Source organism: Treponema sp. OMZ 788 (assembly GCF_024181245.1).
GTDB lineage: Bacteria > Spirochaetota > Spirochaetia > Treponematales > Treponemataceae > Treponema_B.
In genome coordinates this window covers 266,493-293,056 of the sequence record NZ_CP051199.1, presented here as the reverse complement: position 1 = coordinate 293,056, position 26,564 = coordinate 266,493, and the positions used below count along the sequence as shown (strand labels likewise).

Annotated in this window: 24 protein-coding genes, 1 tRNA gene and 3 pseudogenes; 6 read left to right on the top strand and 22 right to left on the bottom strand. The window is 38.7% G+C overall.

Annotated elements, in window-relative coordinates:
* Nucleotides 1-11: 11 nt before the first annotated feature.
* The 10 genes and pseudogenes from scpB to E4O00_RS01250 all read right to left on the bottom strand — a co-directional run bounded on the left by scpB (nt 12) and on the right by E4O00_RS01250 (nt 9,689).
* Complete coding sequence (scpB, locus tag E4O00_RS01300; protein WP_253678205.1) at nt 12-563, bottom strand: SMC-Scp complex subunit ScpB; 552 nt, start codon at nt 561-563, stop codon at nt 12-14.
* Nucleotides 547-1,323, bottom strand: coding sequence for a segregation and condensation protein A (locus tag E4O00_RS01295; protein WP_253678204.1), 777 nt, complete (start codon nt 1,321-1,323; stop codon nt 547-549). Before E4O00_RS01295 ends, scpB begins: the two co-directional genes overlap by 17 nt.
* A gap of 42 nt (nt 1,324-1,365) precedes the next feature.
* Nucleotides 1,366-2,610: a recombinase RecA gene (gene recA, locus E4O00_RS01290; RefSeq protein ID WP_253678203.1), complete on the bottom strand. Its 1,245-nt coding sequence runs from the start codon at nt 2,608-2,610 to the stop codon at nt 1,366-1,368.
* Between the two features lie 91 nt (nt 2,611-2,701).
* Nucleotides 2,702-3,709 carry an NADH:flavin oxidoreductase gene (locus E4O00_RS01285; RefSeq protein WP_253678202.1) on the bottom strand — a complete coding sequence of 336 codons (1,008 nt, stop codon included), beginning with the start codon at nt 3,707-3,709 and terminating at the stop codon, nt 2,702-2,704.
* 69 nt (nt 3,710-3,778) lie between these two features.
* Nucleotides 3,779-5,560 (bottom strand): hypothetical protein, encoded by a 1,782-nt coding sequence (locus E4O00_RS01280; protein WP_253678201.1) that lies wholly within the window; start codon nt 5,558-5,560, stop codon nt 3,779-3,781.
* Complete coding sequence (locus E4O00_RS01275) at nt 5,553-6,473, bottom strand: hypothetical protein (RefSeq protein WP_253678200.1); 921 nt, start codon at nt 6,471-6,473, stop codon at nt 5,553-5,555. Before E4O00_RS01275 ends, E4O00_RS01280 begins: the two co-directional genes overlap by 8 nt.
* Before the next feature lie 93 nt (nt 6,474-6,566).
* The gene (locus E4O00_RS01270) at nt 6,567-6,959 is read right to left on the bottom strand and encodes a PUR family DNA/RNA-binding protein (RefSeq protein WP_253678199.1); all 393 of its coding nucleotides are present in this window, start codon (nt 6,957-6,959) and stop codon (nt 6,567-6,569) included.
* A 36-nt stretch (nt 6,960-6,995) separates the two neighbouring features.
* Nucleotides 6,996-8,801: a phosphoglucomutase gene (locus E4O00_RS01265; protein ID WP_371922737.1), complete on the bottom strand. Its 1,806-nt coding sequence runs from the start codon at nt 8,799-8,801 to the stop codon at nt 6,996-6,998.
* Between the two features lie 82 nt (nt 8,802-8,883).
* Nucleotides 8,884-9,568: pseudogene (locus tag E4O00_RS01260) on the bottom strand (MgtC/SapB family protein).
* Nucleotides 9,569-9,607: 39 nt separating this feature from the next.
* Nucleotides 9,608-9,689, bottom strand: a tRNA-Leu gene (locus E4O00_RS01250).
* Between the two features lie 57 nt (nt 9,690-9,746).
* Between E4O00_RS01250 and E4O00_RS01245 the strand changes: the two are divergent.
* Nucleotides 9,747-10,052, top strand: a pseudogene (locus E4O00_RS01245) (Rpn family recombination-promoting nuclease/putative transposase); the annotation flags it as partial.
* A 147-nt stretch (nt 10,053-10,199) separates the two neighbouring features.
* Nucleotides 10,200-11,420 carry a tyrosine--tRNA ligase gene (gene tyrS / locus E4O00_RS01240; protein ID WP_253678196.1) on the top strand — a complete coding sequence of 407 codons (1,221 nt, stop codon included), beginning with the start codon at nt 10,200-10,202 and terminating at the stop codon, nt 11,418-11,420.
* 31 nt (nt 11,421-11,451) lie between these two features.
* Here the strand turns inward: tyrS and E4O00_RS01235 are convergent, their stop codons facing one another.
* The 10 genes from E4O00_RS01235 to E4O00_RS01190 all read right to left on the bottom strand — a co-directional run bounded on the left by E4O00_RS01235 (nt 11,452) and on the right by E4O00_RS01190 (nt 18,485).
* Nucleotides 11,452-12,192 carry a 16S rRNA pseudouridine(516) synthase gene (locus E4O00_RS01235; RefSeq protein WP_253678195.1) on the bottom strand — a complete coding sequence of 247 codons (741 nt, stop codon included), beginning with the start codon at nt 12,190-12,192 and terminating at the stop codon, nt 11,452-11,454.
* Between the two features lie 18 nt (nt 12,193-12,210).
* Entirely contained in the window at nt 12,211-13,071 is an 861-nt protein-coding gene (locus tag E4O00_RS01230; protein ID WP_253678194.1) for an alpha-hydroxy-acid oxidizing protein, read from the bottom strand.
* Between the two features lie 9 nt (nt 13,072-13,080).
* Nucleotides 13,081-13,653, bottom strand: a complete 573-nt coding sequence (locus E4O00_RS01225; RefSeq protein ID WP_253678193.1) for a hypothetical protein — start codon at nt 13,651-13,653, stop codon at nt 13,081-13,083.
* On the bottom strand, nt 13,653-14,858 hold the full coding sequence (locus tag E4O00_RS01220; protein WP_253678192.1) for an LIC_12708 family protein: 1,206 nt from the start codon (nt 14,856-14,858) through the stop codon (nt 13,653-13,655). The genes E4O00_RS01225 and E4O00_RS01220 overlap by 1 nt, the downstream gene beginning before the upstream one ends.
* A gap of 15 nt (nt 14,859-14,873) precedes the next feature.
* The gene (locus E4O00_RS01215; protein ID WP_253678191.1) at nt 14,874-16,061 is read right to left on the bottom strand and encodes a class II aldolase/adducin family protein; all 1,188 of its coding nucleotides are present in this window, start codon (nt 16,059-16,061) and stop codon (nt 14,874-14,876) included.
* A gap of 5 nt (nt 16,062-16,066) precedes the next feature.
* Nucleotides 16,067-16,636 (bottom strand): response regulator, encoded by a 570-nt coding sequence (locus E4O00_RS01210; protein ID WP_253678190.1) that lies wholly within the window; start codon nt 16,634-16,636, stop codon nt 16,067-16,069.
* A gap of 54 nt (nt 16,637-16,690) precedes the next feature.
* Entirely contained in the window at nt 16,691-17,386 is a 696-nt protein-coding gene (locus E4O00_RS01205) for a regulatory protein RecX (protein WP_253678189.1), read from the bottom strand.
* Nucleotides 17,325-17,714: a 30S ribosomal protein S9 gene (gene rpsI, locus E4O00_RS01200; RefSeq protein WP_253678188.1), complete on the bottom strand. Its 390-nt coding sequence runs from the start codon at nt 17,712-17,714 to the stop codon at nt 17,325-17,327. The genes E4O00_RS01205 and rpsI overlap by 62 nt, the downstream gene beginning before the upstream one ends.
* Nucleotides 17,715-17,724: 10 nt before the next feature.
* Nucleotides 17,725-18,153 carry a 50S ribosomal protein L13 gene (rplM, locus tag E4O00_RS01195; protein WP_002672109.1) on the bottom strand — a complete coding sequence of 143 codons (429 nt, stop codon included), beginning with the start codon at nt 18,151-18,153 and terminating at the stop codon, nt 17,725-17,727.
* A 98-nt stretch (nt 18,154-18,251) separates the two neighbouring features.
* Nucleotides 18,252-18,485, bottom strand: coding sequence for a hypothetical protein (locus tag E4O00_RS01190; protein WP_002670146.1), 234 nt, complete (start codon nt 18,483-18,485; stop codon nt 18,252-18,254).
* A gap of 450 nt (nt 18,486-18,935) precedes the next feature.
* Here E4O00_RS01190 and E4O00_RS01185 point away from each other — a divergent pair.
* The 4 genes and pseudogenes from E4O00_RS01185 to E4O00_RS01170 all read left to right on the top strand — a co-directional run.
* Nucleotides 18,936-20,453, top strand: a pseudogene (locus E4O00_RS01185) (methyl-accepting chemotaxis protein); the annotation flags it as partial.
* 99 nt (nt 20,454-20,552) lie between these two features.
* Nucleotides 20,553-22,346 carry a methyl-accepting chemotaxis protein gene (locus E4O00_RS01180; protein WP_253678186.1) on the top strand — a complete coding sequence of 598 codons (1,794 nt, stop codon included), beginning with the start codon at nt 20,553-20,555 and terminating at the stop codon, nt 22,344-22,346.
* On the top strand, nt 22,315-22,698 hold the full coding sequence (locus E4O00_RS01175) for a methyl-accepting chemotaxis domain-containing protein (protein WP_253678183.1): 384 nt from the start codon (nt 22,315-22,317) through the stop codon (nt 22,696-22,698). Before E4O00_RS01180 ends, E4O00_RS01175 begins: the two co-directional genes overlap by 32 nt.
* Nucleotides 22,699-22,862: 164 nt before the next feature.
* Entirely contained in the window at nt 22,863-25,028 is a 2,166-nt protein-coding gene (locus E4O00_RS01170) for a methyl-accepting chemotaxis protein (RefSeq protein ID WP_253678182.1), read from the top strand.
* Nucleotides 25,029-25,108: 80 nt separating this feature from the next.
* Here E4O00_RS01170 and E4O00_RS01165 read toward each other — a convergent pair whose 3' ends face one another.
* Both E4O00_RS01165 and E4O00_RS01160 read right to left on the bottom strand, forming a co-directional pair.
* Entirely contained in the window at nt 25,109-25,822 is a 714-nt protein-coding gene (locus E4O00_RS01165; protein ID WP_253678180.1) for a queuosine precursor transporter, read from the bottom strand.
* 49 nt (nt 25,823-25,871) lie between these two features.
* Nucleotides 25,872-26,558, bottom strand: a complete 687-nt coding sequence (locus E4O00_RS01160; RefSeq protein WP_253678178.1) for a YkgJ family cysteine cluster protein — start codon at nt 26,556-26,558, stop codon at nt 25,872-25,874.
* Between the last annotated feature and the right edge of the window lie 6 nt (nt 26,559-26,564).

Here is a 26,564-nt window from a genome sequence, read left to right as displayed (position 1 = left end):
ATTAAAACACCTTATCGGGCAAGCTCGAACCTTTCTCTTTCGGTTTCATCCAGCTTCGGAAGGTCGGCAATGCTGTTAAGCCTGAAGACTTTTAAGAACTCCTTTGTGGTACCGAACATCGTGGGTTTGCCGGGAACATCCTTTTTGCCGACCTCTTTTATAAGGTCTTTTTCAACAAGGAGGCGGATCATATTGTCTGCGGAAACTCCGCGGATAGCTTCAATTTCAGCCCTTGTTACCGGCTGGGAATAAGCGATTATCGAAAGAGTTTCCATGGCGGCACGGGAAAGGCGTCCTTCATTTTTTTTACCGTAGCGGTCTTTTAGGTGCTCCCACAATTCTTTTTTGGGCATTATAACCCAGCCGCCCATCATCTTGGCAAGCTCGATTCCGCTTTGAGGCGCAGCATAGGCTTCCTGCAAGGCCTTGATTGCATCGTTTACGATTTCGGGCGAGAGACCTGATATTTTACAAAGAGCCTCATCAGTTAAGGGGTCGCCTTCCAAATAGAGGATGGCCTCAACCAAGGAGATTTCTTTTTCCAAATTATAATTCTGAACCATTATCCTGCTCCCATGGGCGTATTTTTATATCTCCGAACATTCTGTTTTGCCAAATACTTGCCATCTTAAATTTAACAGCCTCCAAAATAGCCATAAATGCACAGACCACATCCATTAAATTGCCCTTACGCACAATCAAGTCGGTAAACATACACTCACCCTTTTGTTCCAAAAGCTCGTTCATGAGGGTAATCTTTTCGTTTACCGAAACTTCTTCGTAAAGGTCTAAGATATGTTCGGCATTGTAGTTCGACATAAGCTGAGAAAAAGTTTTTAAAAGATCCCAGGTATCGACCCGCTCCCAAAGTTCTTCTTCTCCAAAAGGAAGGGCGTGCTGAATTTTTTTTCTTTCAAAAAACCATTCCGCTTCGCTTTCTTTTTCTTCCATAAGTTCGGAAAGCTTTTTATATTTTTGATACTCGATGAGCTTATCGACCAGCTCGGAACGCGGGTCTTCAATATCTTCATCATCAACCGAAACCTCAACCGGTAAAAGCATTCTGCTTTTTATATAAATTAAATTTGCGGCCATCGAATAAAAATCGACAAGGTTATCCAAATCGGGTTCAATTGCATAATCCAGATATTCCAGATATTGCTCGGTTATTTCTGCAATCGGAATATCGTAGATATTCACCTCGTTTTTGTTTATCAAAAAAAGAAGAAGGTCTAAGGGGCCCTCAAAATTATGCACCTTAAATTCCGTGTTGGAATAGGTTACTTCCTGTGTATCAATCTGACTTAAAGCTTGTGTACTCATAATGCCGCTCCTCCTTTATTGTTCGGCATTTTAAAAAAAAACTTAAAAAAGACTGTCGTCAGCCGGAAGGCCTACAACTTCAGTCTTTTTTGACTTTGGAGCGGCAGGCTTTTCTGCAGCAGCACCATCGGCTTCTTCTTTTTTAGTCTTTGAAGCTGTTTCTTTTGAGTCTTCTTCTTGTTTAAGAGCTTCTACTACCTTTTCTTGGGCTTCCTTTTGCTCCTTTGTTTTTTCTACAAAACTTGAAACAAAGGTCCTGCCCGGGAAGAGCTTTTCTCTCAATTCTTTTTCGATTTTTTGAGTTATTTCTATATTATCTTCCAAGAATTTAACGGCATTCGGTCTTCCCTGTCCGATCTTATCGTCTCCGTAAGAATACCAAGAGCCGCTCTTTCCGATTATCTCTTGTTTTACGGCAGAGTCCAAGAGGCTTCCATAGGGACAAACCCCCTTTCCGAAAAGGATTTCCATTTCGACCTTTCTAAAAGGAGGAGCGACCTTGTTCTTTACAACCTTTACACGGATCTTATTTCCCCATGCTTCATCTTCGCCCTTGCCGAGTGTTTCGGTTTTGCGTACATCCAAGCGGACTGATGCGTAAAATTTGAGAGCATTTCCGCCGGTAGTAGTTTCGGGGCTTCCGAACATAACGCCTATCTTCATTCGGATTTGGTTGATAAAGATTATCATACAGTTGGACTTGCCGATAATAGCGGTGAGCTTTCGCAAGGCCTGACTCATCAAGCGTGCTTGTAAGCCCATGTGTGAATCTCCCATTTCTCCGGCGATTTCTGCCTGAGGAGTTAGGGCGGCTACAGAGTCAATTACTATTATGTCAACCGCACCTGAGCGGACAAGACTTTCGGCTATTTCAAGAGCCTGCTCTCCCGTATCGGGCTGAGACACCCAAAGTTCATCAATGTTTACGCCCAAGGCCTTGGCATATTGGGGATCGAGGGCGTGCTCGGCATCGATAAAGGCGGCTATACCTCCCTGCTTTTGTGCCTCAGCGACGGCATGAAGAGCTATAGTAGTCTTACCCGAAGATTCGGGGCCGAATATTTCGATAATTCTGCCGCGGGGATAACCTCCTATTCCAAGAGCTTCATCCAAAAGAATGCTTCCCGACGGAATAATATCGATATTTCCGATAGCGGAATTATTTCCTAACTTCATCAAGGAGCCCTGCCCGAATTGCTTTTCGATTTGAAGACGGGCGGCCTCTAAAGCCTTTAACTTATCATCCGGATTTGCAACTACCGGTGTTTCATTTTTTGCCTTTGCCACAATATTCTCCTATAAAAAATTTTCTTATTCTACTAATATTGTATAAATAAAAAAGATTTTTTCTCCCTTTTTAAAAAAAATATAAAGATTTTTAACCTTCCAGTTTTTTCATTGCTTTTTTAGGCCAGTCGGAATCATTTAGAAGAGCCCGCCCCACTCCGATTAGATCGGATTTTCCTTGTATTAAAATGTTCTCGGCCGCTTCGGGGCTTACAATTCCTCCCGTAAGAATTACGGGCACACCTACTTTTTCTTTTAAAGCTTGAGTTATACGGCTGAACCATCCTTCTTCTTCAAGTTCAGGGTTTGTGTAACCGCAAAAACCTCCGGAAATATCGAGTAAATCTACTCCGGCTTCCTTAAAAAGAAGACAGGCCTTAACGGAATCTTCAAGGGAGCTGCCTCCCGAAATATAATCGCAGGCCCCCAAACGAACTGCAATCAAAAATGACGGGCCTGTTATTTTGCGGATGGATCTTATGATTTCAAGATGAAGCTTTGTTCTGCCTTCAATGGAAGTCCCGTTGTATGCGTCGGTACGCTTATTCATAATCGGCGAAAAAAACTGGTTTAAAAGATAACCGTGGGCTGAATGAATTTCCACACCGTCAAAGCCGGCTTCCTTTGCCCTCCTTGCAGCCTGAACAAAATCGACAACAACCTTGTCTATATCAGCCTGACTCATCTCCTTAGGCAATTCATAATCAGAACTTTTACGGGGAATTTTTACGCAGCTTGAGCTTAAAACATCATATCCGGTTATTTCGTGATGAGCCGCAGCTCCTGCATGAGAAATTTGTGCGATAACCTTTGCTCCGTTTTTGTGCAAAACAGAAACAAGTTTTTTGAAACCTTCAATAGCAGAATCTTCCGAGATAGACAGCTGTCCCGGACTAGCCTTGCCTTCAGGACTGACATAACTATGCTCCGTTACCACAAGGCCGACATAGGCACCTTTCGTTTTTTCGTCATAATAATCACAAAGAGCTTTGGTAACGCAACCTCTTTCATCAGCCTTTTCTGTAGCCATCGGAGGCATAACCAATTTTGTGTTAAGCTCTATATTTTTAACTTTAAAACTCGAAAACAATAAAGACATATAAGTGCCTCCATAAAAATCAGTGTTATTTAGTATTCTATCACAGTTTTAAAAGAATTGTAAGGCCCTTTATTCCGAACGCTGATAAAGAAGCGAAATAATCAGAAAAATCAAGGCGATTACAGGCACGCTGAAAACTATCAGCGAGACATATCTCGGTGTCAAACATACAAAGAACGCAATTTGCAGTTTAAAAAGATATCTAAAAGTTTCCATTAATATATAAGACAAAAACGGACAAAGAGGCACAAATAAAAACATTCTTTTATTTAACCGTCTGCCCGGCGATACTCTAAACCGCCAAGCCAATATAAGAACAATCAAAGATACGATTAACAATAAAAGAGGTTCGGTCAAGCGGTACAAGACCTCACTCAAATAGGCTTCTTTTTTTAAGCCGTATTTTTCAGATATCAAACTAAAATAGTACAAATCGGATATTTTCATAAACGAAGGGCCGCTTACCGATTTTTCAATTAAGATAAAATCCTGCATGGTCATAGGCAGAAAAATATTATGCATATTTTTTTCCGGAAGCTCTCCCGACAAAACCTTGGGGCAAATGGTGTTTTCCGAAGAATATCTATCGACAGAGCAAATCTGAAGCATCAAACGGCTTTTTCCTGCACTATCTAAAACCTCTATAAGTTTTGCATAAGGAATAATTATAGACCATTTTTCAGAATCAGATATACCTAATCTCTTATATGAAACATTCATAAGGTATATTTCATTGCGTGAATCTGAACTTCCATGAGAGATGCCGTGTATTTTTATTTCGGAATATTCATTGGTATTCCATGCAACAGTGAAGCGTATATCTCCCCGCATGACAAAGTTGGGAATATTTTTAAGCTCGTCGGTAAAAAAAACATTTTTCTCAAGCTCAATACGGGACAAATTTAAAAAATGTTCAACCTCAGGATCTTTTTGGTCAGGATTCATCGCTCTGATAGATGAAGCAATTTTTAAGAAAGAATAATAAGCATTTATATAATCCCCTCTTTGTAAGGCTTCATAGGCTGCTTTTTTACTTTTATATACGGCAATGGACGGAGCATCCTTATATGCTGCCATTCCTTTTTCAACCTCGGCCCAGGCCCTAACTGCAAGGTTTTCTGCATCAGCCCGTAAAGGAGTTTCTTCATGGAAGGTTTGAAGAGCCAACTTTGCATAATAATGGGCAGTATAAAAATCAAAGGATATAGCTGCCCTTTCTGCTCTTTGCAAGGCAGCCTCGGCAGTCATACGGCTTACATTATCTTCTTCCGGAATATTTATTCCCAAAACGGAATCCGCCTTATCAAGAGAAAGTTTTTCTTTGGCAATCTTAATATTTTCATCCCGCTGCATTGCCTGTTCAGATTGAGGCCATATGCTTAAAGCCCTCTCGATATGCTCGCCTGCTTGAAGATAATCATTTCTGGCATATGCCTCTTCAGCCAGCTTATTATATTCTTTATAAGTAAGAGTTTGAGAAACGGAGCGGGATTGGTATTCTATCAATATGGGCTTAACAACTTCAGCTAAAACAACATATAATGATAAAACGGCAAGAGAAAAAATAAAAAAATGCTGAAGGAAGCGGATCATATTAGGCGACCGCCTCTCCATTTGTACCGGTCCGAATTTTCCGAAAATAATAGGATAAGCAAAAATCAATGCAGATGTATAAATAAAAGGAAAATAAAAAATAAACAGCAATATTGATTCGCGAATCTTCCATGAAAATAAAAATACAGGAAGCACAATTTCTTTTATGGGCCAAAAAAATATGTAAGCAAAGGAAGCCAAAATACCGATTAAAAAATGAACAAAAAGATAAGAAAAAAATCTTGAAATTTTATGCATCTATATCCCCCTCGTTAAAGTCTCCTAAGGAATCGGGAATAAATGTTTCAAATTCTTCCTGTATTTCATCCGCTTTTTTAGGCTTAATAGGCTTTGGACCCTTAACCCTAGGTTTCTTAACTTTAGGACTCTTTATCTTTTCTTTTTTTATTTTTTTCGGAAGTTTTTTTGCACGCCTTACAAGGAGCAATACGGTTGTATAAAAATAGAACAAGAATCCTGCAAGGCAAAACAAAGCAGGCAGTATCCAAAATCTCGGAATTTCAATAGGAATTATATCCTCTACACTTACAATAAAATCCTCGGTTCTGATATATGTGTAAGCATATAGAATTAAAATCAGCAAAAAAGGCAGAAGAGTAAAATTAACAATTTTCCATTCCGTGAATGTTGTAAAAATCCAAAGAGAAAATATAAGAAAAAAAATCGAGCCGGAAAAAATAAGATAAGATGTATAAGAAATTTTATACTGCTCATATATATCGTAAATAAATGGGCGTAATATGTTACCTAAGGCAAGCACAAAGGCAGGCTGCTCTATAAAGGCTTCTAAGTGCCTATCATCAATTACAATCTTTTCTTTAGAGTGAAAGGCCAGGTTTATTTTTTCCCCTTGAGAATAAACAAACGGAATAATTACGGCAAAAAATAAAGCAAACGATATAATCAGAGTCAAAAAAGACAGACCGTATTTTTCCGGGTGCCGCATCATAAAAACATATACTGCAAATATCGAAATAATACAGGCTATCGGGAGTATGAGATAAAGGCAATGCAAAAAGGCAGGAACAAATAAGCCTGTTACATCACCGAACATCAAAGACTGCCAGATTCCAACCGATACAGAAAAAGCCAAAACCGCTAAAACAAAATTTGAGATAAACACTAAAGGTACAAGCAGCCAATTTTTCATATAAGATTTATTTTACCATAAAATCGGCGATATAACAAGGTGGAGATCACTCAAATAAAAAGTTACAGAAAAACTTTCCGTAGGCTAGCAGCCTCATCGGCTTTTCTTTTTGATTACTTTTTTTACCCTTGAGTTTTCTCCGTCTTTTTTCTCGGTACTTCGGCTTCGCGGAACACGGGGTTTTACAGGCTTATCGCTTTTTTCGGCGGGCTTTTTTGCATCAATAGTCTTTTTTACCTTAGACTTTGCTTTTTCTTTTCTGTTTTTTTCGATAAATTCTATGCACTTATCCAACCCCTGTAAAAAAGAACGCATTTCATCTTCAAAAACTACAACGGCATGGCGGTCAAAACCTAGGCCCTCAGAAGCCTTGCTTTCAACAACCTGTAAAAAAACATCGCCCTTTGTATTTTCTTTAACATTAAAAAAATAGGTACGGTTTTCTGCCGACACCTGAGTAGTAAAAAGTTCACCTCTAATTCCCATAACAAATCTCCAATAAAATAAAAAATTCTTTTTAAGCTATGCACCCAAATCGGCACGCCTTACCATTTCGCCCTGCCATTCAACCAGATATTTTTCGTCTTCGGGGGAAGGACCCTTTATATCCGCCATTATTCTGAATATGGGCTCCGTCCCCGAACCGCGCATCCAGATAAATCCTATAGGCTCATCTTTCGAGTTGTAAAACTGAATTTTAAGACCGCCCCTGCCCGATGCGGAAAAATCTTTTAAGTCTTGAGTCTGCTTTGTTCCGTTATTAGAAAAACTGCGGTAGCTTACAATTCCGAATTTTTCTTTAAGCTCTTCTTTCTTTTTATTCCATTCTTCTTCAAATATTTTCTGATACCGGCCCTTTAGAACGGCATGATCCTCGGTATGTATTTTTAAAATAGCCCTTTCTTCCCCGGTAGGAGTTGTCGTATATTGAGGCAAGGTTTTTAAAATATCGGCCAAGGTAAAGTCGGGCTTGTACTTATCCATTTGTTTTGATTTTTCACACCAAATATGAAAAAGCCCTTTTTTCATAAGTTCAGTTTTTATTAAAAGAAGTTTTAAAATTGCGAAAATGGTATTTATAGGATCCCGTACCTTTGCAGGGTGAGTTATGTTTCCTCCGTTTGAGCCTTCTCCCAAGATTCGGACATTATATTTTTTTTCACGCAATTCTGCAGCCAAGTTTACAACATTTGCCTCACCTACCTCTGCTCTAAAAACCTCGGCACCGAAACAAGCGGCAGCTTCTTCGACACGCAATGAGGTCGGCCCATTGACCGCAACAGCCTGCTTTTTATTTCCTCTTTTAGAATAGAAAGAATCTGCCAATTCTGCAATTACCGAAAGAGTAAAAACTTCTTGAGCTTCAAGCGGGATTGCCTTGTTAAGCTCTTCATTCCAATATATAATATTTCCTCTGTCGCCGTCGCAATCAGGCATATAACCCAAAAAGCTGTTTTTATATAGAGGGCTTGAATCAGGATCGGAATGGAGGTAGTCCATTTTTTTTGCACAAAAGCCTAGGTTAGCACCTTCAGGCAAGATGCCGTGCAAAATATTTCCCGGTTCTTCGTTCACTCCTATTAATTCGAATTCGCTGTCTTTAAAAAAATGTCTATCAATGGAGGCGGCTCTTGCACTTCCGTTAAAGTCGGCAACTATCGAAAGCGGATGGCCTTCTTTTTTTGCGGCAATAACGGCTTTTCGCAGCTTATCAAAAAATTTATCTTGTACCTTGGGATCAGACGAATTTGTAATTACAGCCTTCGAATAATTATAATAAGCATCCAAGGCTTCTTTTTTTACATAGACAGTCTGCATCCTTATATCTTGTAATTTTTTCAAATTATAATCATGAAGAAATTTTAAAGCTGCATCTTCAGCATTATCGGCATTAAGCCTTTCTTTAAACATTTTAATTAAGGTCTTAGCTTGTTCCCCGTCAAGGACTCCGCCTGAGTCCACCCCGAATTTAAGACCGTTATGCCCGATTGGGTTGTGGCTTGCAGAAATATAAGCAAAGGCAGCACCGATAGTTTTTGAATAAGCCATTATTTCGGGAGCTGCCGTGCAGCCCACAACTTTTAAATTATAAGAAGTCAAAATAAGAGTTTTAATAAACACATCTTCGATGGCTGCACCTGTAGGACGGCTATCCCTGCCTATTACTATAGTTTTTATTTTAGGAAAATTTAATCTTAAAAATTCTGCAAAGGCCATGGCCGCGTGGCATAGTATTATTGAGTCTGCATATTTTATTCCGGTTGTTCTATCTTCTTCTTTGCCTGACTCGGCAAAAACCTTCCTCCAACCTGAAGCAGATAATATCATTTTTGATAGTTCATTATTTATACTTATACTGTCTTTTGTATCTCTCAATTAACAATACCTCTTGTTTTACCTTAAGAATTTTTTAAGTTATTTTTTCTCTTAATACTATTGTATCAACCTCTTCGATTGCTTGAAAGTCTTTGGTCATCTTAGAAAGATCCATTTTTTTAGGAACATTTATAAAAAGAACAACCTTAGAATGTTCTTTGGATGACTTTGATGATCGGACATTTGTAGATACAATGGATGCGGAATATTCAGATAAAACATTGATTATCGCCGTCATTGGAGGAATGTTTCCGTGAAAATACACTTCTAAAAATTTATTTTGCCTTACAGGAAAAATTTTAAGTTCAAGCCTGTTTACAAGGGATAGGGTAAGCAAGGAAATAACAGTCATAACGATTCCGGCAGTATATAAGCCGCTTCCTATGGCCAAGCCTATTCCGGCAATTACCCATATCGAGGCAGCAGTTGTTAGCCCCTTTACATTGGCACCTATCTTTAGGATGGCCCCTGCACCCAAAAAAGCCCATGCCTGAAACAACTTGAGCCGCGACTCTTGCCGTGTCTCCCTTACCGCTGACTTGCGGCAGCCAGATGGATATGATCATCATACCGCAGGCACCTACGCAGATCAAAATATGAGTACGCAAACCGGCAACCTGCCTCTTGCCCGAACGCTCCATACCTATACAACAACCGGCTAAAAAGCTTAAAAGCAAACGGATAATAATGATTTTGTCTGTTAAAGCTCCGGTATCCATAAAAAATCCTTATGACGGTCATTGTAGGTTTTGAAGTTTTGCCCTGAGGGGGACTTGAACCCCCATGCCGTGAAGCACTAGTACCTGAAACTAGCGTGTCTACCAATTCCACCATCGGGGCAAACAACAGTTTATTATAGCATAAAAAGGAGGGAGTGTCAATTATGCGGAAAATTGTGTCATACTATCAGACACAATAGGTAAAATTATCTATATTTCTGTTCAGCATAATATTAAAACCTATGAACAGGCAAAGTCAGTAAGGTTTGATGTTTTGGTGCAGGCAGAAAACGGTAAATTTTATGATGTGGAAATGCAGGTAAGCAATGAAAGGAATATACCAAAAAGAATGAGGTTTTATCAAGCTGCTATTGATATTTCTTTTTTAGATAAGGGGAATTCTTATAACGCTTTAAACGACAGCTTTATAATTTTTATCTGCACCTTTGATGCCATAGGTAAAAATATACCTGTTTATATCTTTAATTAAGAAGATAACAGGTCTTTCAGAATCGGAAATCGAAAAACTGTAGTTTTGATCAAACGACAAATTGTAAGCGGCATTTGTACTTCAACACTCACATTTCGCATATCTGTTGACCCAAGCTGAAAATTATTGTATAGTCAAAACATGAACAAAGCATTAAAAAGATTACAAGAGAGGGGCTTTTTTCAGCAATGTACCGACTTGCAAGCCCTATCAGACAGGATGGATAAGGGGCCGATCAGCTTTTACATAGGGGCAGATCCCACCGGGCCCAGCTTACATATAGGACACATGGTTCCGATGTTTGCCTTAAAGCATTTATGCCGTGAAGGTCATAAGGGTATTGTTTTGGTTGGGGGAGGCACAGCCCGCATAGGCGATCCTTCAGGCAAGACCGAAATGCGTAAAATGCTTTCATACGATGAACTCGATAAAAACGCAATTTTGATTCAACGCCAGCTTGAAAAATTTTTAGCCGAAGACTCGGCTCAAGTCCGGTTTGCTAATAATAGGGATTGGATCGCAGACTTAAACTACATCGATTTTTTACGCGATATAGGCTCTCATTTTTCGGTAAACAGAATGCTCAGCTTTGAAGCATACAAAAAAAGAATGGAAACAGGGCTTTCCTTTTTGGAATTTAACTATCAGCTCTTACAAAGCTACGACTTTTTAATGCTTAATCAAAACTACAATGTGGAATTACAAATAGGAGGGGATGATCAATGGGGCAATATGGTTGCAGGAAGCGACCTTATCCGCAGAAAATCATCAAAAGAAGTCTTTGCCCTAACCTTCCCCCTCATTACAAGAGCCGACGGCCAAAAAATGGGAAAGAGTGAAAAAGGAGCCCTCTTCTTGGATCCGGATATGGTTTCTCCCTACGATTTCTTCCAATACTGGAGGAATGTAGCCGATGCCGATGTCGAAAGATTTATGCTTCTTTTTACATTCTTATCTATAGAAGAAATAAAGACTATCTGTGCAGGAGACATAAACAAGGCTAAGGAAAGACTGGCACTTGAAGTTACAGCCGTCATTCACGGGAAAGAAGAAGCGGAAAAAGCCTTAGAAGGCGCAAGGGCTGCTTTTTCGGGCGGCGGAAATAAGGAAGCCATGCCCACGGCAAATTTCACTCTTGCAAAATTAAACGAAGGAATCGGAGTGCTTGACCTCTTTGCCGAAGCAGGACTTGCCTCAACCAAGAGCGAGGCCCGCCGACTTGTCGAGCAGGGAGGCGCCTTTATAAACGAAGAAAAAATCTCTGACATCAAGGCCGTAATCGGAAAAGACAAACTCGACAAAGACAACGAGATGATTCTGCGTGCCGGTAAAAAACGCTTTATGAGGATAATCTTCAGCTAAAGCAAAAGTAAGAGGCTTAAAATAAGGCTCATCAAAAATAATCTCTCAGCGAATCTATTTCTTCGGTAGAAAGCTCACGGTATTCCCCGCCTTTTAGGCTTTCGTCCAAAATGATTGAGCCGACTGCAATGCGGCGTAGGTAACAAAGTTCGTTGCCTACGCTCAAGCACATTTTTTTTACCTGATGAAATTTCCCCTCGGTTATATGCACTAAAAAACCGCTCCTACCGGAACCTGTTTTGTTTTCACATTGTTCGAATTTTGCGGGAAGGCACTTATAGCCGTTTTTTAGAACAATTCCTTTTTCAAATTCTTCGCAGTAATTTTTAAATTCCTCGGCGGAAGGTTCGCTGCTCAATTCGAGATAATAAGTTTTTACCGTTCCCGACTTGGGCGAAGTAATCTTATGGGTTATTTCCCCGTCATCGGTGATAATCAAAAGGCCTTCGGTATCTATATCAAGCCGCCCAATGGGGAAAAGCTTCATCTTGTCAAAGGGAGCTTTTATATAATCCATTACGGTCTTATGCACGGGATCGCTTGTCGAGGTTACGCAGCCTTGCGGTTTATTAAGCATAAGATAAACATTTGTTCTAAGCACAAGAGGTTCGCCGTCTATGGTAATTTTATTTAGATCGGTGTCTAAAATAAAAGAAGGAGAAACAATACGAACCCCGTCTACACAGCAGTTTTTTTTGCGTATCATTTTTTTTACATCGTTTCTGGAGCCGAGGCCGCTCAAGGCCAATATTCTGTCTAAACGGGTTTTCACTACTTTTCTCAAAGCTCCTTATTTTAAAATCGAATCGATAAAATTTTTTATGCCGTTTTCCTTATCCCTAAGAAGGGCGGTAATGCAGGGGCGGCCTATTAAAACCTCTTCAATCCCTAAAGATGAGGCCGCTATAAAATCTTCTTTCTTGCGTAAGCCGCCGTCCGCCCAAACCTCGCCTGTATATTTTTTTATTTCCTTTAAATGCTTACCGGCAAAGGCTGCAACGCTTCCCCTATCCGTTTCAATACGCCCTCCGTGATTTGAAATTATAGCAATGTCGGGCTTTAGCTCTTTTATGACTTCAATATCATACGAGGTAAACACACCCTTAACGGCAAAGGGGAGCTTGGCATATTTTTTTAAGGCAGCCAAGTCCCTTGCAGTCTTTTTTTCAAGATGAACAAGGTTTCTCATAGTTACTATGTTATAAGCATCCGTATCTACCCCGATAATTTCAGCAACATCCTTTGCGGCTTCAATCCTTTCAAAAAGCTTCATCTGGGGATAGGGTTTTAAAAAGACAGCAGCTTTTTTTTTCTCATATCTTAAGGCCTCAATTCCCGAAAAAAGTTTTAAGTCGGGATAACCGTCCCCTATACTCAAAGCCAAACCGGCCTTAACCGAGGCCCTTATAATGTCAAAGTAAAATTGCCTTTCATCCTCGTACCCGATATTTTCTACAGCTCCCGTAATCGGAGCCAGGCGGAGCCGTGGAAGCGGATAGGCTTCAGAGGTATAATAGTTTTTCCAATCGGCACAGTTTAAAATAAAATTAGAGCTTTCAAAGACTCCGCCCATTCCCGGAAGCTCCCCTATGCAGGCTTTGCCGTCACAGATCTTGCATAATCGGCACTTATATTTTTTGTTTATACTCATTTTATTTTCTCATTTTACTTTTGCAGATAGTACCAAAAGTTTTTCTTTGATATAAATTTCGGCTTGTACTTTTTTTGCATTGCCTGATTCGTGTTGAGCAGAAAACCTCAGCTCGCCTCCGGTATAAATTCCTGTTTGCAAAGAAGACGATAATTTACTTCCTTCATCATCCAAAAAGATAAAATTTATTCTTACCAAGGATCCCTCTTTTTCAGAATCATCTTTTAAGTTTTCTAAAAATTTAGGATTTTCCTTCAAAAGCAAATTTGCCAAAACCCTGTCTTGATAAATAATAGATTTTAACTCCGTTTTTATTCCGTAAACCTTGCCCTTGTTTTTATCGGAAAGGGTAACAAAGAAAAAGATGTTGACTCCCACCAAAACCAAAATTGCAAAAAAAATAGAACGCAGCCCGGGATTTTCGGTAACGCTTTTTATAAAACTTCTTCTCCTGATAAAATCCGGATCATGTAATTGCCTTACCTTTTCGGAAGCATTTTTAATTCTATCTTCTCTATTGTATCGTGTAAAAACTTCGCGTGAAGAATAATCCCTTGTTTCAAATATTTCATTATCACTCATTATTTATCGCCGATAATCTTATCGGCCCTCCACCATACAATTAAGGCCTTATCATCTCTCGCAAGAAGAGCCGAAATAATTCCTTTGGAAGAAACATGGAAGGTATTATAAAACATTTCCCCGCTTGAAACAATCAAATCTTTTTTATATTTTTTTTGGGATTTTAAATTCATAATTTCAAGAGCATAACCTTTACTTGTAGGAGTTAATAAGTAGCACCAATTATTTTCGGTAATGCCTATCAGATCATAAACTTTTTTAAAAGTAATATTTTCGTTTCCTGCCGCCTCGGTTCCCTCATAAGCATCTATATCCGTTTTTTTATCATACTTACCTGTTTTAATATTTAAAAAATACAAACAGCTTTTATCGTAAGTTACTCCAAGGTTTGCCTTAGTTGCAGCATCCCTTTCTTCAAGATAGTAATCAATCTTTATATATAAATAAAGATCATCAAAATCCGGAATTATCTTATCTATTGAAGAAAATATTTTATCGGAACCTTCATAGGGATTAGGTATCGCATTAAAAAAGATAGGTATCTTATATAAGAGATCGCCTTTTTTGTTGTACCAATAAATTTTTAAACTCGTCTGCGTGCGGCAAACAACTATTATATCGTTAAAAGAATTTGTATGAATCCCTTCGATAGAAGGAAACGGAGTTCCTCCGAAACCTTCCTGCCCCAAATAATCGATAAAGTTTCCGTTTTCGTCAAAGTACAGAATTATATCCCTTAAGGCCAAATTCTCCTCATGATCATACTCGATTCTTTCATCCAAAACCGAATCGACTACAAATAAGCCTTTTGATGAATTTACTGTCAAAAGAGCCGGATGATTAAAAGGATATTTTATAGCAGCCCTTGTTGCCGCCTTAACATCCTGCGGATCCTTTTTCATAAAAGAAGGCTCCATATTTGTATCCGGATTATAAAAAAAGGTAAGCAAATCCCCGAATGAAGAAAGTTTTAAAATTTTTTGTCCGCCGGAATTTACTATATAGAACATACCTTCCTTCATCAATATCTGAGTATCGGGGCGGGAATATGTGCTGTTCAAATTAAAAAGATTAAGCTCATTTTCAAAAAGCCCGTAATCCAGACTAAACTTTTCTTCTCTTTCAAGCTCTAAAGGAGTTTCGCGTCTGCATCCGAAGATAAGAACTATAAAAACAGTAAGCAATATTTTTTTTAGATTTTTCATCTTAAATTTTAACCTCTAAATTTGTGAACTCATTTTAGAATATTCTCCGACATAACCGCTCCTCATTCTTTTAGCACTTCTGCGGCTGATCGGAAAATAATTTTTAAATTTCCATGACAGGACAAAGGCCAAAAGATTTTTTTCTAAAATTTCGCTTAAGGCCATAAGATCATCTTTATCGGAAACGCAGCAAAGGGCTCCGCTTTCATTTATCAAAACGGAAGATCTGTTTTTTAAGCCCTCAACAATTTCAGCACTCATCTCTTCCGCACGGCTTTCAAAAAATGGAAAAAGGAAAATATTTTCTCCAGCAATCTGAGCAAAATCATCCAAAAAGGCCGGAATACAATTATCGATGTTCATTTTTCTTGAAACAAAAAAAGCTGCCGGCAAATAACTTTGTTCTATAAAATTAATTTCGGGATAGGTATCGTATATACGCCTATGTAAATCGGCTTGAAAATCAAAAAGGCCCTCGGTTATATTTCCGGATTTTATATCCATCTTGCAAATGGTAATATTTGTATTTTTATCGTAAACCGTACAGGTTTCGCCTTCACGGCAGCTTGCATAAAAATTAATCAAGGGCTGCAAGGTCTTTTTTTCATGTCGGCGGTAAGCAAGGGCCAAAGCCGGAACTTCGGCAAAAATCAAATTACGGCAAAGATTTTCCAAGGCTTCCGCCTGAACAAAAGCCTCATCGGCATCCTTGCCAAAACAAACAGCACCATGCTGGGCCATAATAATTACTCCGGCCGGCCTTGTTAAGCACTTTACGGCATTGCGTGCAATCCTCTTTGTCCCTGAAGCAGCATACCTTGCAACGGGCACAGAATCACCCAAAATAGCGCTTAAGTCCTTATCTTCGACAGGTACGGAAGAAAAGCATCCCGAAACGGCAGAAGCAAATTTTTGATGTGTGTGAATTATAAATTTGATATTTCGATCGGCCTTGTAAAGGCCTGCATGAACATAGCGTTCCGAAGAAGGTTTGACAGGCCCGGAGCTTTCAGGCCTGCTTATTTTAAGAACAACTATATGTTCCGGCTTTAAATATTCATAACCATACCCTGAAGGAGTGATAGCAAAAGTATCTTCATTTATACGGACACTAACATTTCCCCATGTCCGCACCGTCAAGCCGGAAGTTAAAAGCCTTTTTCCCGTCTCTATTATAACACTTTTTGCTTCATCAAGGGTCATAAGCTCTAGCTTACAACCTCATTTATTTCACTCAATAAGGCATTAAAATCTATCGGTTTTCTAAAGAAAGCATCAGCACCCAAATCTTTCATCTGCTTTTCTAAACTTTCATCATCCAATCCGGTAATAACTATTATATAAGGCTGACCAAAAAAAGGATCTGTCTTTATTTTTTTGCATATTTCCTTACCGTTGACTCCAGGAAGATCTATGTCCAAAATTACAAATCCGGGCTTATGCTTTACGAGTTTGGTACCGGCATCAAAACCGTCGAAAGATTTATACACGATTAAATTAGGCAGGTTTTTAACAAAAAATGAAGCGATAGCCTCATTTAAAACAATATCATCATCTATAACTATGATGGAATTCCAATGAGCATCATCCAATGAATCTTGCAGCTCAGGCGGAACTTTCATGCCTCTTTCTTTTATAAAAAGGAGCAAGTCTTCATAATATACCCTATATTGCCCCCCCGGCGTATTAAAAGCTTTTAAATAACCGTTTCTAATCCAGTTAATGGCAGTCTGATTTACAACTCCGCATATATTAGCAACCTCAAGGGCGGAGTACATTTTAACTCGTCTTCTACTTTCGCTTTTACCCATAGTGTAAGAATGAAACAAAACTCAAAAAGAATCGGTGTTGTTTTCAATTCCCTCCAAACATATATTAACAGTGCCAGAGGAAAAACCCAGTCTATACATTTTTCGCAGCAACTTAGGCTTATCCAATCCATTTACCAAGTGTTTTTCCAAGGCCATTCGGCAAATATTTTCTTCCGAATGTTCCAAAAAAAACTCATTAAGCACATCTTCCACAATTTTAAAGCTTACACCTCTTAGGGCAAGCTCGGAGGCCAATCTGTTTCGGCCTTCTTTTTTACTTATGACTCTGGTGTTAAGCCATGCTCCGGCGAAACGCCTGTCATCAAGAAGCCCCTTATCTTCAAGATAATCCAAAGCCGGACTAATCTCTGAAGCAAGGAAACCTTTTTTTTTGAGCTTCATGTCCAATTGAAACCTTGAATGCTCAGCTCGATATAAATAGGCTGCAGCGGTACACTCAGCCTCATAAATTTTTACCGCACTCAGCAGAGACTCAAGCGATTCATCGCTTATAGGGCCGCCGCATCCGTCTACAAGGCCGTCAAAATCATCATCTTCAAAATAAATACGCCTTGTTATAAAAGACACTCCTTCAGAATTGATGATTTTCACCAAATCTGAAGAAGTGCTGCATATATCCGCAATAGAAAAAGGATTAACGCTTGCTGAACTGGAATCTTCGTCTTGCACCGCGCTGACCGAATTTTTTTCGTTCAACCATTCGTGAGTCACGAGTGAGCAGTCCGTTAGCCTTTAAGGATGCATGATTTGATGCATCTACCTGAGCTAAGGCTCTTGCAATTCCGTGAGAGCACGCACCGGCTTGGCCTGTAAGACCTCCGCCTCGTACAGTGATTATAATATCATACTTAGATTCACCTGCAGTAACCATTAAGGGTTCTTTTGCTTTTTGGACTTGTTCCGGAGTAGCAAAATATTCGTTAATGTCTTTATCATTGACCATTAACTTACCTTTACCATCCCGAATGTATACTCGCGCCACTGAAGTTTTTCGTCGGCCTGTTCCCATTCCAATATTTTTCACTTTACGCTCCTTATACTTCAACCGCTATAGGGTTCTGTGCTTGGTGAGGATGTTCAGGGCCTGCATAGACCTTAACATTCGTTAAAAGCTTTCTTCCAAGGGGACCCTTAGGAAGCATACCTTTAATTGCAATCATCAAGGGTTCGGCCGGTTTTTTTGCAATTAAACCGTTAAAGTTGATTGACTTTAAACCGCCTACATAACCGGAGTGAGTATAGTACATCTTATCCTTAGCCTTATTTCCTGTTACGGCTACTTTTTCGGCATTAATAATAACGACATAATCACCGATTTCCTGATGAGGTGCAAAACCAACCTTGTGCTTTCCTCTCAGCATAGCTGCAGTCTTAGCAGCAACGCGTCCAAGCGGCTTCCCGGCGGCATCAATAACATACCAAGAGCGAGGCGCTTCATGTTCTTTTAAAAAAATAGTTTTCATTTAATGTATACCTTCTACAAACAATATATGCAGATAATGTGGGTTCTGACATTATAACTAAATATAGAATAAGTGTCAATAACTTAAAAAGATGACAATTACTCGGCTTTATTTTCGGCAGCCTTCATAGCTGCTTCTTCTTTTCTTGCGTCCTGTTTATCTTTGATATCGGCAATGCCTATAAATACGGAAATAAGACCGACAAAGGCTGCAAAAATAGGTAAGCCGCCTCTTAAAAATAAGAGAATATCCTGTCCCCACGCCAAGCCCATGGGAAGGGCTGCAATAACCGTAAAAGCGATTAAAACAATACCAATAATAAGTGCTAGCATCTAAAGCCTCCTAGTGTGAATTTATTATTACATATTTACGCACTTTCGTCAACTAGCAAAAAAATGGGAATAAATAAACTTGACATATTGGTTGTACGGAGTTAAAATATATATTAAGCATCGAAAAAGGAGAAAAAAATGTCAAATTCTACAAAATCAATAGGTTCCAAAAAGAGAAGCCTCATTCTCAAAATAGGAGGAATTTTCTTTATATCACTGCTTTTTGCTATAGGAATTTTAACGGGAATAAGTGTGTATGCAGTCAAATCCACATCTCAAAGTGCTGTTTACAGCAGTGTAATTCATCAGCTTGACGGAGATTTAGCAATAATAGAAACGTATCTTGAAACCGTTTACGGTAATTTGAGTATCAGGGATTCTGTTTTGACGGGAACAAAAAAGGCAGTCGATCCCGAAACAATAGACATGCTTTCAAAAAAACTTGGAGTAGAAATCACGGTTTTTGCCCGCCAAAACAATGAGTTTCAGCGTATCATTACTACAATTTTTGATGAAAACGGAAAAAGGGCTCTGGGCACAAATCTCAGCCGTTCGAAAACCTATGATGCAATATCTCAAAACAAAGACTACAGCGGGCATGCACTAATTTTAAAAAAAGATTTTATAACAAAATACAAGCCTATAGTCCGAGATGGGGAAGTACAGTTTGTACTTTTTGCCGGAACAGAAATGACCGAAATAAATGAAGAAATCAGCTCAAAAGTTTATTATGCAGTTATATATACTTTGATAGGTTCAGGAAGCATTTTGGTTGTAGTAATTCTGATAACAGTAAGCCTCCTTCAAGGCTTAATAGTAAAACCTATTTTAAAGGTAGTTTCGGTATTTCAACAGGTAGGAGAGGGAGACCTAACCGTATCTCTTCCTTTAATAGGTAATGATGAAATAACGGCTATGTCTTCTCACTTTAACCAGACAATAGGAAAGATGAGCTCGGCTCTACGCTCAGTGCATAATAGTGCCGAAACGATGGTTCAAACAGGAAGCGAACTTGCAGGCAACATGACCGAAACGGCAAGTGCCATCCATCAAATAAGTGCAAACATTGACGGCGTTAAGCAGCAAACCATAAATCAATCCGCCAGCGTTAACGAAAGCGTTTCAACCGTGGAGCAAATTATCAATACAATCAAACAATTAAACGAAAGCATTGAGCATCAAGCGGCAAGCGTAAGCGAATCTTCAGCATCTATCGAAGAAATGGCAGCAAATATTTCTTCGATAACAAAAACACTCGCCAAAACGGATGAAATAATCAAGAATCTTGCAGAGGCTACCGCCAACGGAAAAGAAACCGTTATAAAATCCAATTCTCTTTCTCAAAAAATAATAGAAGAATCCGGAAGCCTTTTTGAAGCATCCAGCGTTATACAGCATATTGCAAGCCAAACAAACCTCTTGGCAATGAATGCGGCAATAGAAGCCGCCCACGCAGGCGAGTCAGGAAAGGGCTTTGCCGTTGTTGCAGATGAAATAAGAAAATTAGCGGAAGAATCAAGCTCTCAGGGTAAGGCAATAACCTCAACCCTAAAAGATTTATCCAACGAAATAGATATGCTTTCCGCCTCATCAAAAACCGTAGAAGAGAAATTCAATGTCATCTTTGACCTTGCAGAAAATGTAAAAGAAATGAGTAACAATATAATGAGTGCGATGCTTGAACAGGAAAACGGAAGCAAGGAAATTCTAACTGCAATCCGGGATATTAATTCCGTAACGGAAAAGGTTAAGGGCGGCTCAGCCGAAATGATTTTGGGCGGAGAAGGCATCGCCAAAGAAATGAAAAAACTTGAAGATATGACAAGGATGATAAATGACAGTATAAATGAGATGGCCTCAGGAGCGACCCAAATAAGTAAGGCCGTAGAGGAAGTAAACTGCATAACTCAAAAAAATAAGCAAAATATACAAATATTGGCAGGAGAAGTCAGTAAATTCAAAATATAAATTATAAAAAACAATAAATACCGATATAACAGCTTGAATAAATCCTAATATAAGCATAGAATATCTAATTCAATAACACAAGGAAATTAGGAGAATCTCATGAAAACTAATAACCAAAAAAAAGGTTTATCGATCCGGACAAAATTTATTATAGCTTTTACCTCTGCAATTATTGCAATCATCCTTTCAATTTGTACAATAATAGGGATCCAGGTATATAGGTCAAGCGTAAACCAATTCAATCAGATTATAGTACAACAAGTTTCCATTGCTGAACAAATGTTTAAACTGTTCACAAAAAATAATAAGAACATAGTTACAACCTTGAGTGAAAATGCCGAGATAAAGAATGTAGGAGACTCATTGAGGAAATATCATCTTAGCAAAACACAAAAACCCGATCCCGAAAGCTATGATAATGTTTCTCAAAAAAAACTGAATCTGATCTTAAAAAATGCCGCAAATAATTTTCCGGAATTTGATGCGGTTTATCTGGGTACAAAATGGGGAGGAGATGCCTCATCCGGAGCAGACGAAGCACCCGGCTATGATCCCAGAACCAGATCATGGTATATCAAGGCTAAAGAAAATGCCGAAAATGTAATCATCACACCTGTCTATATTTCTACCAATGGGAAGGCTGTAATCGCCTTTGCAAAAGCCGTTCACTCTCCTAAAAATGATTTTGTCGGAGTACTCGGAATCGATATAAGCCTTGATGAACTGACAGGTTTTATAAATAATATAAAAATAGGGAATACAGGTTACGCAATGCTGATTCAAGATGACGGTATAATAATTGCTGATCCGGCTCATCCCGAAATAAATAATAAGAATATAGATCAATCTGGGATTGAGGCTTTTTCTGAACTAAAAAACATAAATAAAGGCTCACATAAATTAAAAATAGACGGAAAAAATTGGCAGGTCAAGGTTTTTCCGATACAAGAACTTAACTGGAAACTGGTAACACTTGTTGAAAACTATGAAATAGTTTCCATGTTCGATAACATTATCCAAAATATGATACTTATAGGTGTAGGGCTAATTATTCTTTGCTTAATCGGTGTTTTTATTTTTTCAAACAGACTTTTAGCTTTTTTTAAGAAGGTAAGTGAAGTACTTGAAAAAATTTCTAAGGGTGAACTCACAGATAGACTCACATATAAAAAGAAAGATGAGCTAGGGCAACTGGTAAACTATTTTAACTCCTCACTGGATAACATCAGTCACATGATCAGCTCTCTCAGAAAAGAAGTTGATTCAATGAATCAAATAGGAGCTGTCCTTTCTACAAACATGACAGAAACGGCAAGTGCAGTAAACGAAATCAGCAGCAATGTAGAAAATGTCCGTGAACAAATTCATACTCAGTCTGAAAGCCGGGCAAAAACAGCAGAGACTATCGAACAAATCATCAAAACAATAAAAGTTTTAAACGAAAGCATTGAAGTTCAAAACGCCAGCATAGGCCGCTCATCTTCATCAATCGAAGAGATGGTCGCAAACATACATTCAATCAGCCAAATTCTTGATAAAAACAACGACTTAATCAAAGATCTTCATGAAAAGACCTTAAAAGGAAAAGAAGGTGCAAGAACAGCCAACTCGGTTGTTACAAAAATTGCAGAAAAATCCGACTCCCTTGTCGAAGCCAGCTTAGTTATTCAAAACATAGCAAGCCAGACAAATCTTTTGGCTATGAATGCAGCCATAGAAGCAGCCCATGCAGGAGAAAGCGGAAAAGGATTTGCTGTTGTTGCCGACGAAATAAGAAAATTAGCTGAAGAATCTAATGCCCAAGGTAAACAAATTGGTACGGTTCTAAAAGAATCTATAGAAATAATAAACAATCTTATAATTGCAGGCAGCGGGGCCGAGAAAAAATTTTGATGAGGTATATGAGCTTACAACAAACATTTCCAACCAAGAAGATGTTATCAATCAGGCAATGAAGGAACAGTCTGTAGGAAGCACCGAAATTCTTGAAGCTATCCGCGACATAACTGATGTTACCGAAAAAGTTAAAAACGGATCAATAGAAATGCTCGCAGGAAGTGAAAATGTTGCAAACGAAATGTCCACACTTGAAAAATTAGGTAAAACTATCACTAATAGTATAAACGAAATGGCAGCAGGTTCAACACAGATAAACGATGCAGTCCAAGAAGTCAACCTGATTACACAAAAAAATAAAAACAGCATTCAAAATCTTGTAGACGAAGTAAAGAAATTTAAAATTTAACAAAGGGGCAAACAGCTAAGATTTGCCCTTATATATTTAATATTCTCCTCAAACCTAAATCAAATAAAATATTATACAATCTCGGCAAATTTAACTTGCATTATTCACAATATGGGTGTAAAATATTTATAAGAAATAATCTACAGTGTGTTTTAGGAGGAAAAATGAACGATAGAGAATTAGTTGTTGCACAATCTACTACAAAAAAAGAACTAGCTATGCGAAACGGTGTATCGGAAGACAAAATATTTTCAATGGGAAAAAAGCTCCTTATTCTTTTTGCTTTAATCGTTGTTATTTCCGTATCCACCCAAGGGATTATAGGTGCCCTTATGGCAAGAAAGGCAATTCTTCAAAAAATAGAACTCCATTTAACCGATAAAGCTGCCGACACGGCAGGTATCATAGATGCGATGGTATATTCTTTTTTGAATTTTGTCTCAAGTGCATCCCGTGCATCGGAATTAAGAAATACAGATACTCCATACTCCGAGAAAATAGCTTATTTAAAAAAGGAAGCCGCTTTTAACCCTAGAATATCCGAATTTGCAATAACGGATATAGACGGAACTTGCCATACCCTCGACGGAAAAATATTTAATGTGAGTGACCGCGAATGGTTTAAAAAGGCTTTGGCTGGAAAGCCGTTTGTATCTGAACCTTATATTTCAAGATCCGACGGAAGTCTTGTAAATACTCTTTCAGTACCTGTCTACGATTACAATAATAAGATAATAGGAGTACTTGCAGCCGATACCCCCGGTACAGAGCTTTCTGACGATATAGATCATATTACGGTCGGAAGAAACGGTTATTGTTTTATCTTGGGAAGAAGCGGCAATGCCATTGCCCACCGTAACAGGGACTTGGTTTTACATCAGGATAATTTTCAAGAAAACGCAAAAACAAATCCGTCATTAATATCGATTGCAAATTTTGCAAAACAAGCTATGCAGTCAAACAAAACATCGATCGGTTATTACACTTTTAACGGAGAAGAAAATATCGGTTCGTATGCCACTATGCAGTCAACAGGTTGGATAGTCGTAATAAGGGCACCTGTTAACGAGTTTTTGGATACGGTAAAAAGTCTTCAATATCTGATGGTTGTAACAGGTGTAACCCTCTTGGGTGCAGCTTTAATATCAACATTTATTGTAACACGCAGAATGATCTTACCTCTGCAAAAAGTTGTGTTGGCCTTAAAAGACATCGCTCAAGGTGAAGGAGATTTAACGGTCAGACTGCCTGTAACAAGAAATGATGAAGTTACCCTTCTTTCAAAATATTTTAATCAGACAATCGAAAAGATAGGCAATTCCATTAAATCGGTTGAATCAAATACAAATAATATGCAGTTTATAGGGGATGAGCTTGCAAGCAATATGACGCAAACGGCAAGTGCTGTTGAAGAGATTAACTCAAATATAGACAACATTAAGGAGCAGACTCTAACTCAGGCAGCAAGCGTTACCGAAACAGCTGCAACCGTAGAACAAATTATCAGAACAATAAAGCAGCTGAACAGCAGTATCGAAACTCAAGCTGCAAGCGTTGCCGAGTCATCTTCATCTATAGAGCAAATGGTTGCAAACATTGCTTCAATCACACAAACCTTAGGTAAGAGTAACGATATTATCAGGGAATTAGCGAGTGCCACAGCAGAAGGTAAGGACAATGTTTCTAATGCAACCACAGTAACACAAAAAATATCCGAAGAATCGGGAAGTTTAATGGAAGCCTCAAATGTTATACAGCACATTGCAAGCCAAACAAACCTGCTGGCTATGAATGCCGCAATTGAGGCTGCCCATGCAGGCGAGGCCGGAAAAGGCTTTGCCGTAGTAGCCGATGAAATAAGGAAGCTCGCAGAAGAATCCAGTGCTCAAGGAAAAACCATTACCTCGACACTCAAAAATCTTTCGGGAGAAATAGACATATTGGCTGAATCAGCCAGAGCTGTTGAAGGGAAATTTAACTCAATCTTTGCACTTGCAGAAAATGTAAAAGATATGAGTAACAGCATTATGGAAGCCATGAGCGAGCAAGAAAACGGCAGCAAAGAAGTGCTAATTGCTATCCGAAACATTAACACTGTAACACAGGAGGTTAAGCAAGGCTCGTCAGAGATGCTTAAAGGCGGAGAAGGAATCGCTCAAGAGATGGGAAAACTTGATGAGCTTACCCGCACAATTACAAACAGAATGAATGAAATGGCATCGGGTGCCCTACAAATAAATAATGCAGTTCAGGAAGTGCAAGGGATTACCCAAAAGAACAAAAAAAGTATTGAAGGCCTGGCTGATGAAGTTATGAAATTTAAAGTTTAGTATAAATTAAAAATCATCAAGTAAGAAAGTTATGAGTTTGACCCATCCTTAAATTTTTAAGGATGGGTATTTTTTTAAGCCTATTTTCCCGGCAGGGGATTATAACTTACATTGTAGTCATAAACATCAAGCTGCTCATATTTTTTTACAAAGGCTATTATTTTATAAGTAAAAGGCGTAAAAATAACTTCAATAAAAGTTTTAAAAATATAATTTGAAAGAACCATTACAATAAGAACATCTATACTATAAAGGCCTAAAAAAGCAACAGCAACAAAAACGATACTGTCCAAAAATTGACCTACCAATGTAGAACTGATTGTTCTAAGCCACAAATGCCTGCCCTTTGTTATAACCTTTAACTTAGATAAAACAACCGAGTTTGAATATTCTCCGATAAAATAACCGCACAGGCTGCCTGCAGAAATTCTGGGCATCTGTAAAAGAATGTTCTCAAAATCTTTTTGGAATATCCATTCCGATTCGGCAGGAAGAACACTTATAAGCCAAACATTCAGGCTCATAATAAGAAGCATCAAGAAGCCGGTCCAAATAACTTTTCGTGAAGCCCTATAACCGTAGACCTCAGCTAAAACATCTCCAAAAATATACGAAAAAGGAAAAAGAAGGGTACCTCCGTCAAAAACGAAGGGGCCAAGCTGTACCATCTTTGCCGCAAGAATATTCGACAAAACCAAAACGCCTACAAAGAGTCCGGAAATTACCGGCAAGAAATTCGTTTTCTTAATGGGGTCATTTTCATTTACCCCTTGAGTTAGTTGTGTATTTTCCATGGCCGCGATACTAACACAAAGATAAAAAAAAGTGAATAAGCCCAATTTACTACGATGCAAGAGGAGGCGTTTCAGGATCCGTATCGGGTTCAAATTCAGGATTATGAGAATATTTTTCAAGCATAAGAATTTTAGAAATTGCAGCCGGTAAGGCTTCCCGCATCGGAAGAGGATGGGAAGAACCCTCAGTCATAAAGCATAAAATTCTTGAAGTAAAATCGCTCATTACCGGGGGCAAAGTACCGAATGTATCAATCAAATCATTTTGAGAATATTGCTTAATCTTAGATGCAGAAAGATTCTTATCCATTGAAACAAGATATTTACATGGCCGCCAGCGGACAGAAAAATCTTTGCCTCTATCTCCGGAATAACCGAAAAGACGGCATATCAAACAACGCCCTCCATACACGGTGCAATGATAAGGATTATCAATATCAAAAAGAAGACACCCGTTTTCTTTATCCATAACATTTTCATTAAATTTCCCTTCAAGTATTTGTAAGGCTCTTTCTCTTTGATGAAAAACAAGCCATGACGCAAGATAAAGAGCTTCGACTTCATAAATTTCCGGTTCAAAATGAATACAGCAGGCTCCGCAGCCGTCAATGCATTTGATTGGACACCTAGCCATCCACTCCGCTTCGGCTTCTTCAATTTCCTTATATACCCTATCCAAAAGCAAAATCATTTCGGCAGCCTTTGTGTGTTTAAAACTTTCCGTTTCTTTTTCCATAATAAT

Bases quoted from the DNA above. Each gene is read 5' to 3' on its own strand.
- scpB (WP_253678205.1), bottom strand. From the start codon at position 563: ATGGTTCAGAATTATAATTTGGAAAAAGAAATCTCCTTGGTTGAGGCC.
- E4O00_RS01295 (WP_253678204.1), bottom strand. From the start codon at position 1,323: ATGAGTACACAAGCTTTAAGTCAGATTGATACACAGGAAGTAACCTAT.
- E4O00_RS01285 (WP_253678202.1), bottom strand. From the start codon at position 3,709: ATGTCTTTATTGTTTTCGAGTTTTAAAGTTAAAAATATAGAGCTTAAC.
- E4O00_RS01280 (WP_253678201.1), bottom strand. From the start codon at position 5,560: ATGCATAAAATTTCAAGATTTTTTTCTTATCTTTTTGTTCATTTTTTA.
- E4O00_RS01275 (WP_253678200.1), bottom strand. From the start codon at position 6,473: ATGAAAAATTGGCTGCTTGTACCTTTAGTGTTTATCTCAAATTTTGTT.
- E4O00_RS01270 (WP_253678199.1), bottom strand. From the start codon at position 6,959: ATGGGAATTAGAGGTGAACTTTTTACTACTCAGGTGTCGGCAGAAAAC.
- E4O00_RS01265 (WP_371922737.1), bottom strand. From the start codon at position 8,801: ATGATATTATCTGCTTCAGGTTGGAGGAAGGTTTTTGCCGAGTCAGGC.
- tyrS (WP_253678196.1), top strand. From the start codon at position 10,200: ATGAACAAAGCATTAAAAAGATTACAAGAGAGGGGCTTTTTTCAGCAA.
- E4O00_RS01230 (WP_253678194.1), bottom strand. From the start codon at position 13,071: ATGAGTATAAACAAAAAATATAAGTGCCGATTATGCAAGATCTGTGAC.
- E4O00_RS01225 (WP_253678193.1), bottom strand. From the start codon at position 13,653: ATGAGTGATAATGAAATATTTGAAACAAGGGATTATTCTTCACGCGAA.
- E4O00_RS01220 (WP_253678192.1), bottom strand. From the start codon at position 14,858: ATGAAAAATCTAAAAAAAATATTGCTTACTGTTTTTATAGTTCTTATC.
- E4O00_RS01215 (WP_253678191.1), bottom strand. From the start codon at position 16,061: ATGACCCTTGATGAAGCAAAAAGTGTTATAATAGAGACGGGAAAAAGG.
- E4O00_RS01210 (WP_253678190.1), bottom strand. From the start codon at position 16,636: ATGTACTCCGCCCTTGAGGTTGCTAATATATGCGGAGTTGTAAATCAG.
- rplM (WP_002672109.1), bottom strand. From the start codon at position 18,153: ATGAAAACTATTTTTTTAAAAGAACATGAAGCGCCTCGCTCTTGGTAT.
- E4O00_RS01190 (WP_002670146.1), bottom strand. From the start codon at position 18,485: ATGCTAGCACTTATTATTGGTATTGTTTTAATCGCTTTTACGGTTATT.
- E4O00_RS01180 (WP_253678186.1), top strand. From the start codon at position 20,553: ATGAAAACTAATAACCAAAAAAAAGGTTTATCGATCCGGACAAAATTT.
- E4O00_RS01170 (WP_253678182.1), top strand. From the start codon at position 22,863: ATGAACGATAGAGAATTAGTTGTTGCACAATCTACTACAAAAAAAGAA.
- E4O00_RS01165 (WP_253678180.1), bottom strand. From the start codon at position 25,822: ATGGAAAATACACAACTAACTCAAGGGGTAAATGAAAATGACCCCATT.
- E4O00_RS01160 (WP_253678178.1), bottom strand. From the start codon at position 26,558: ATGGAAAAAGAAACGGAAAGTTTTAAACACACAAAGGCTGCCGAAATG.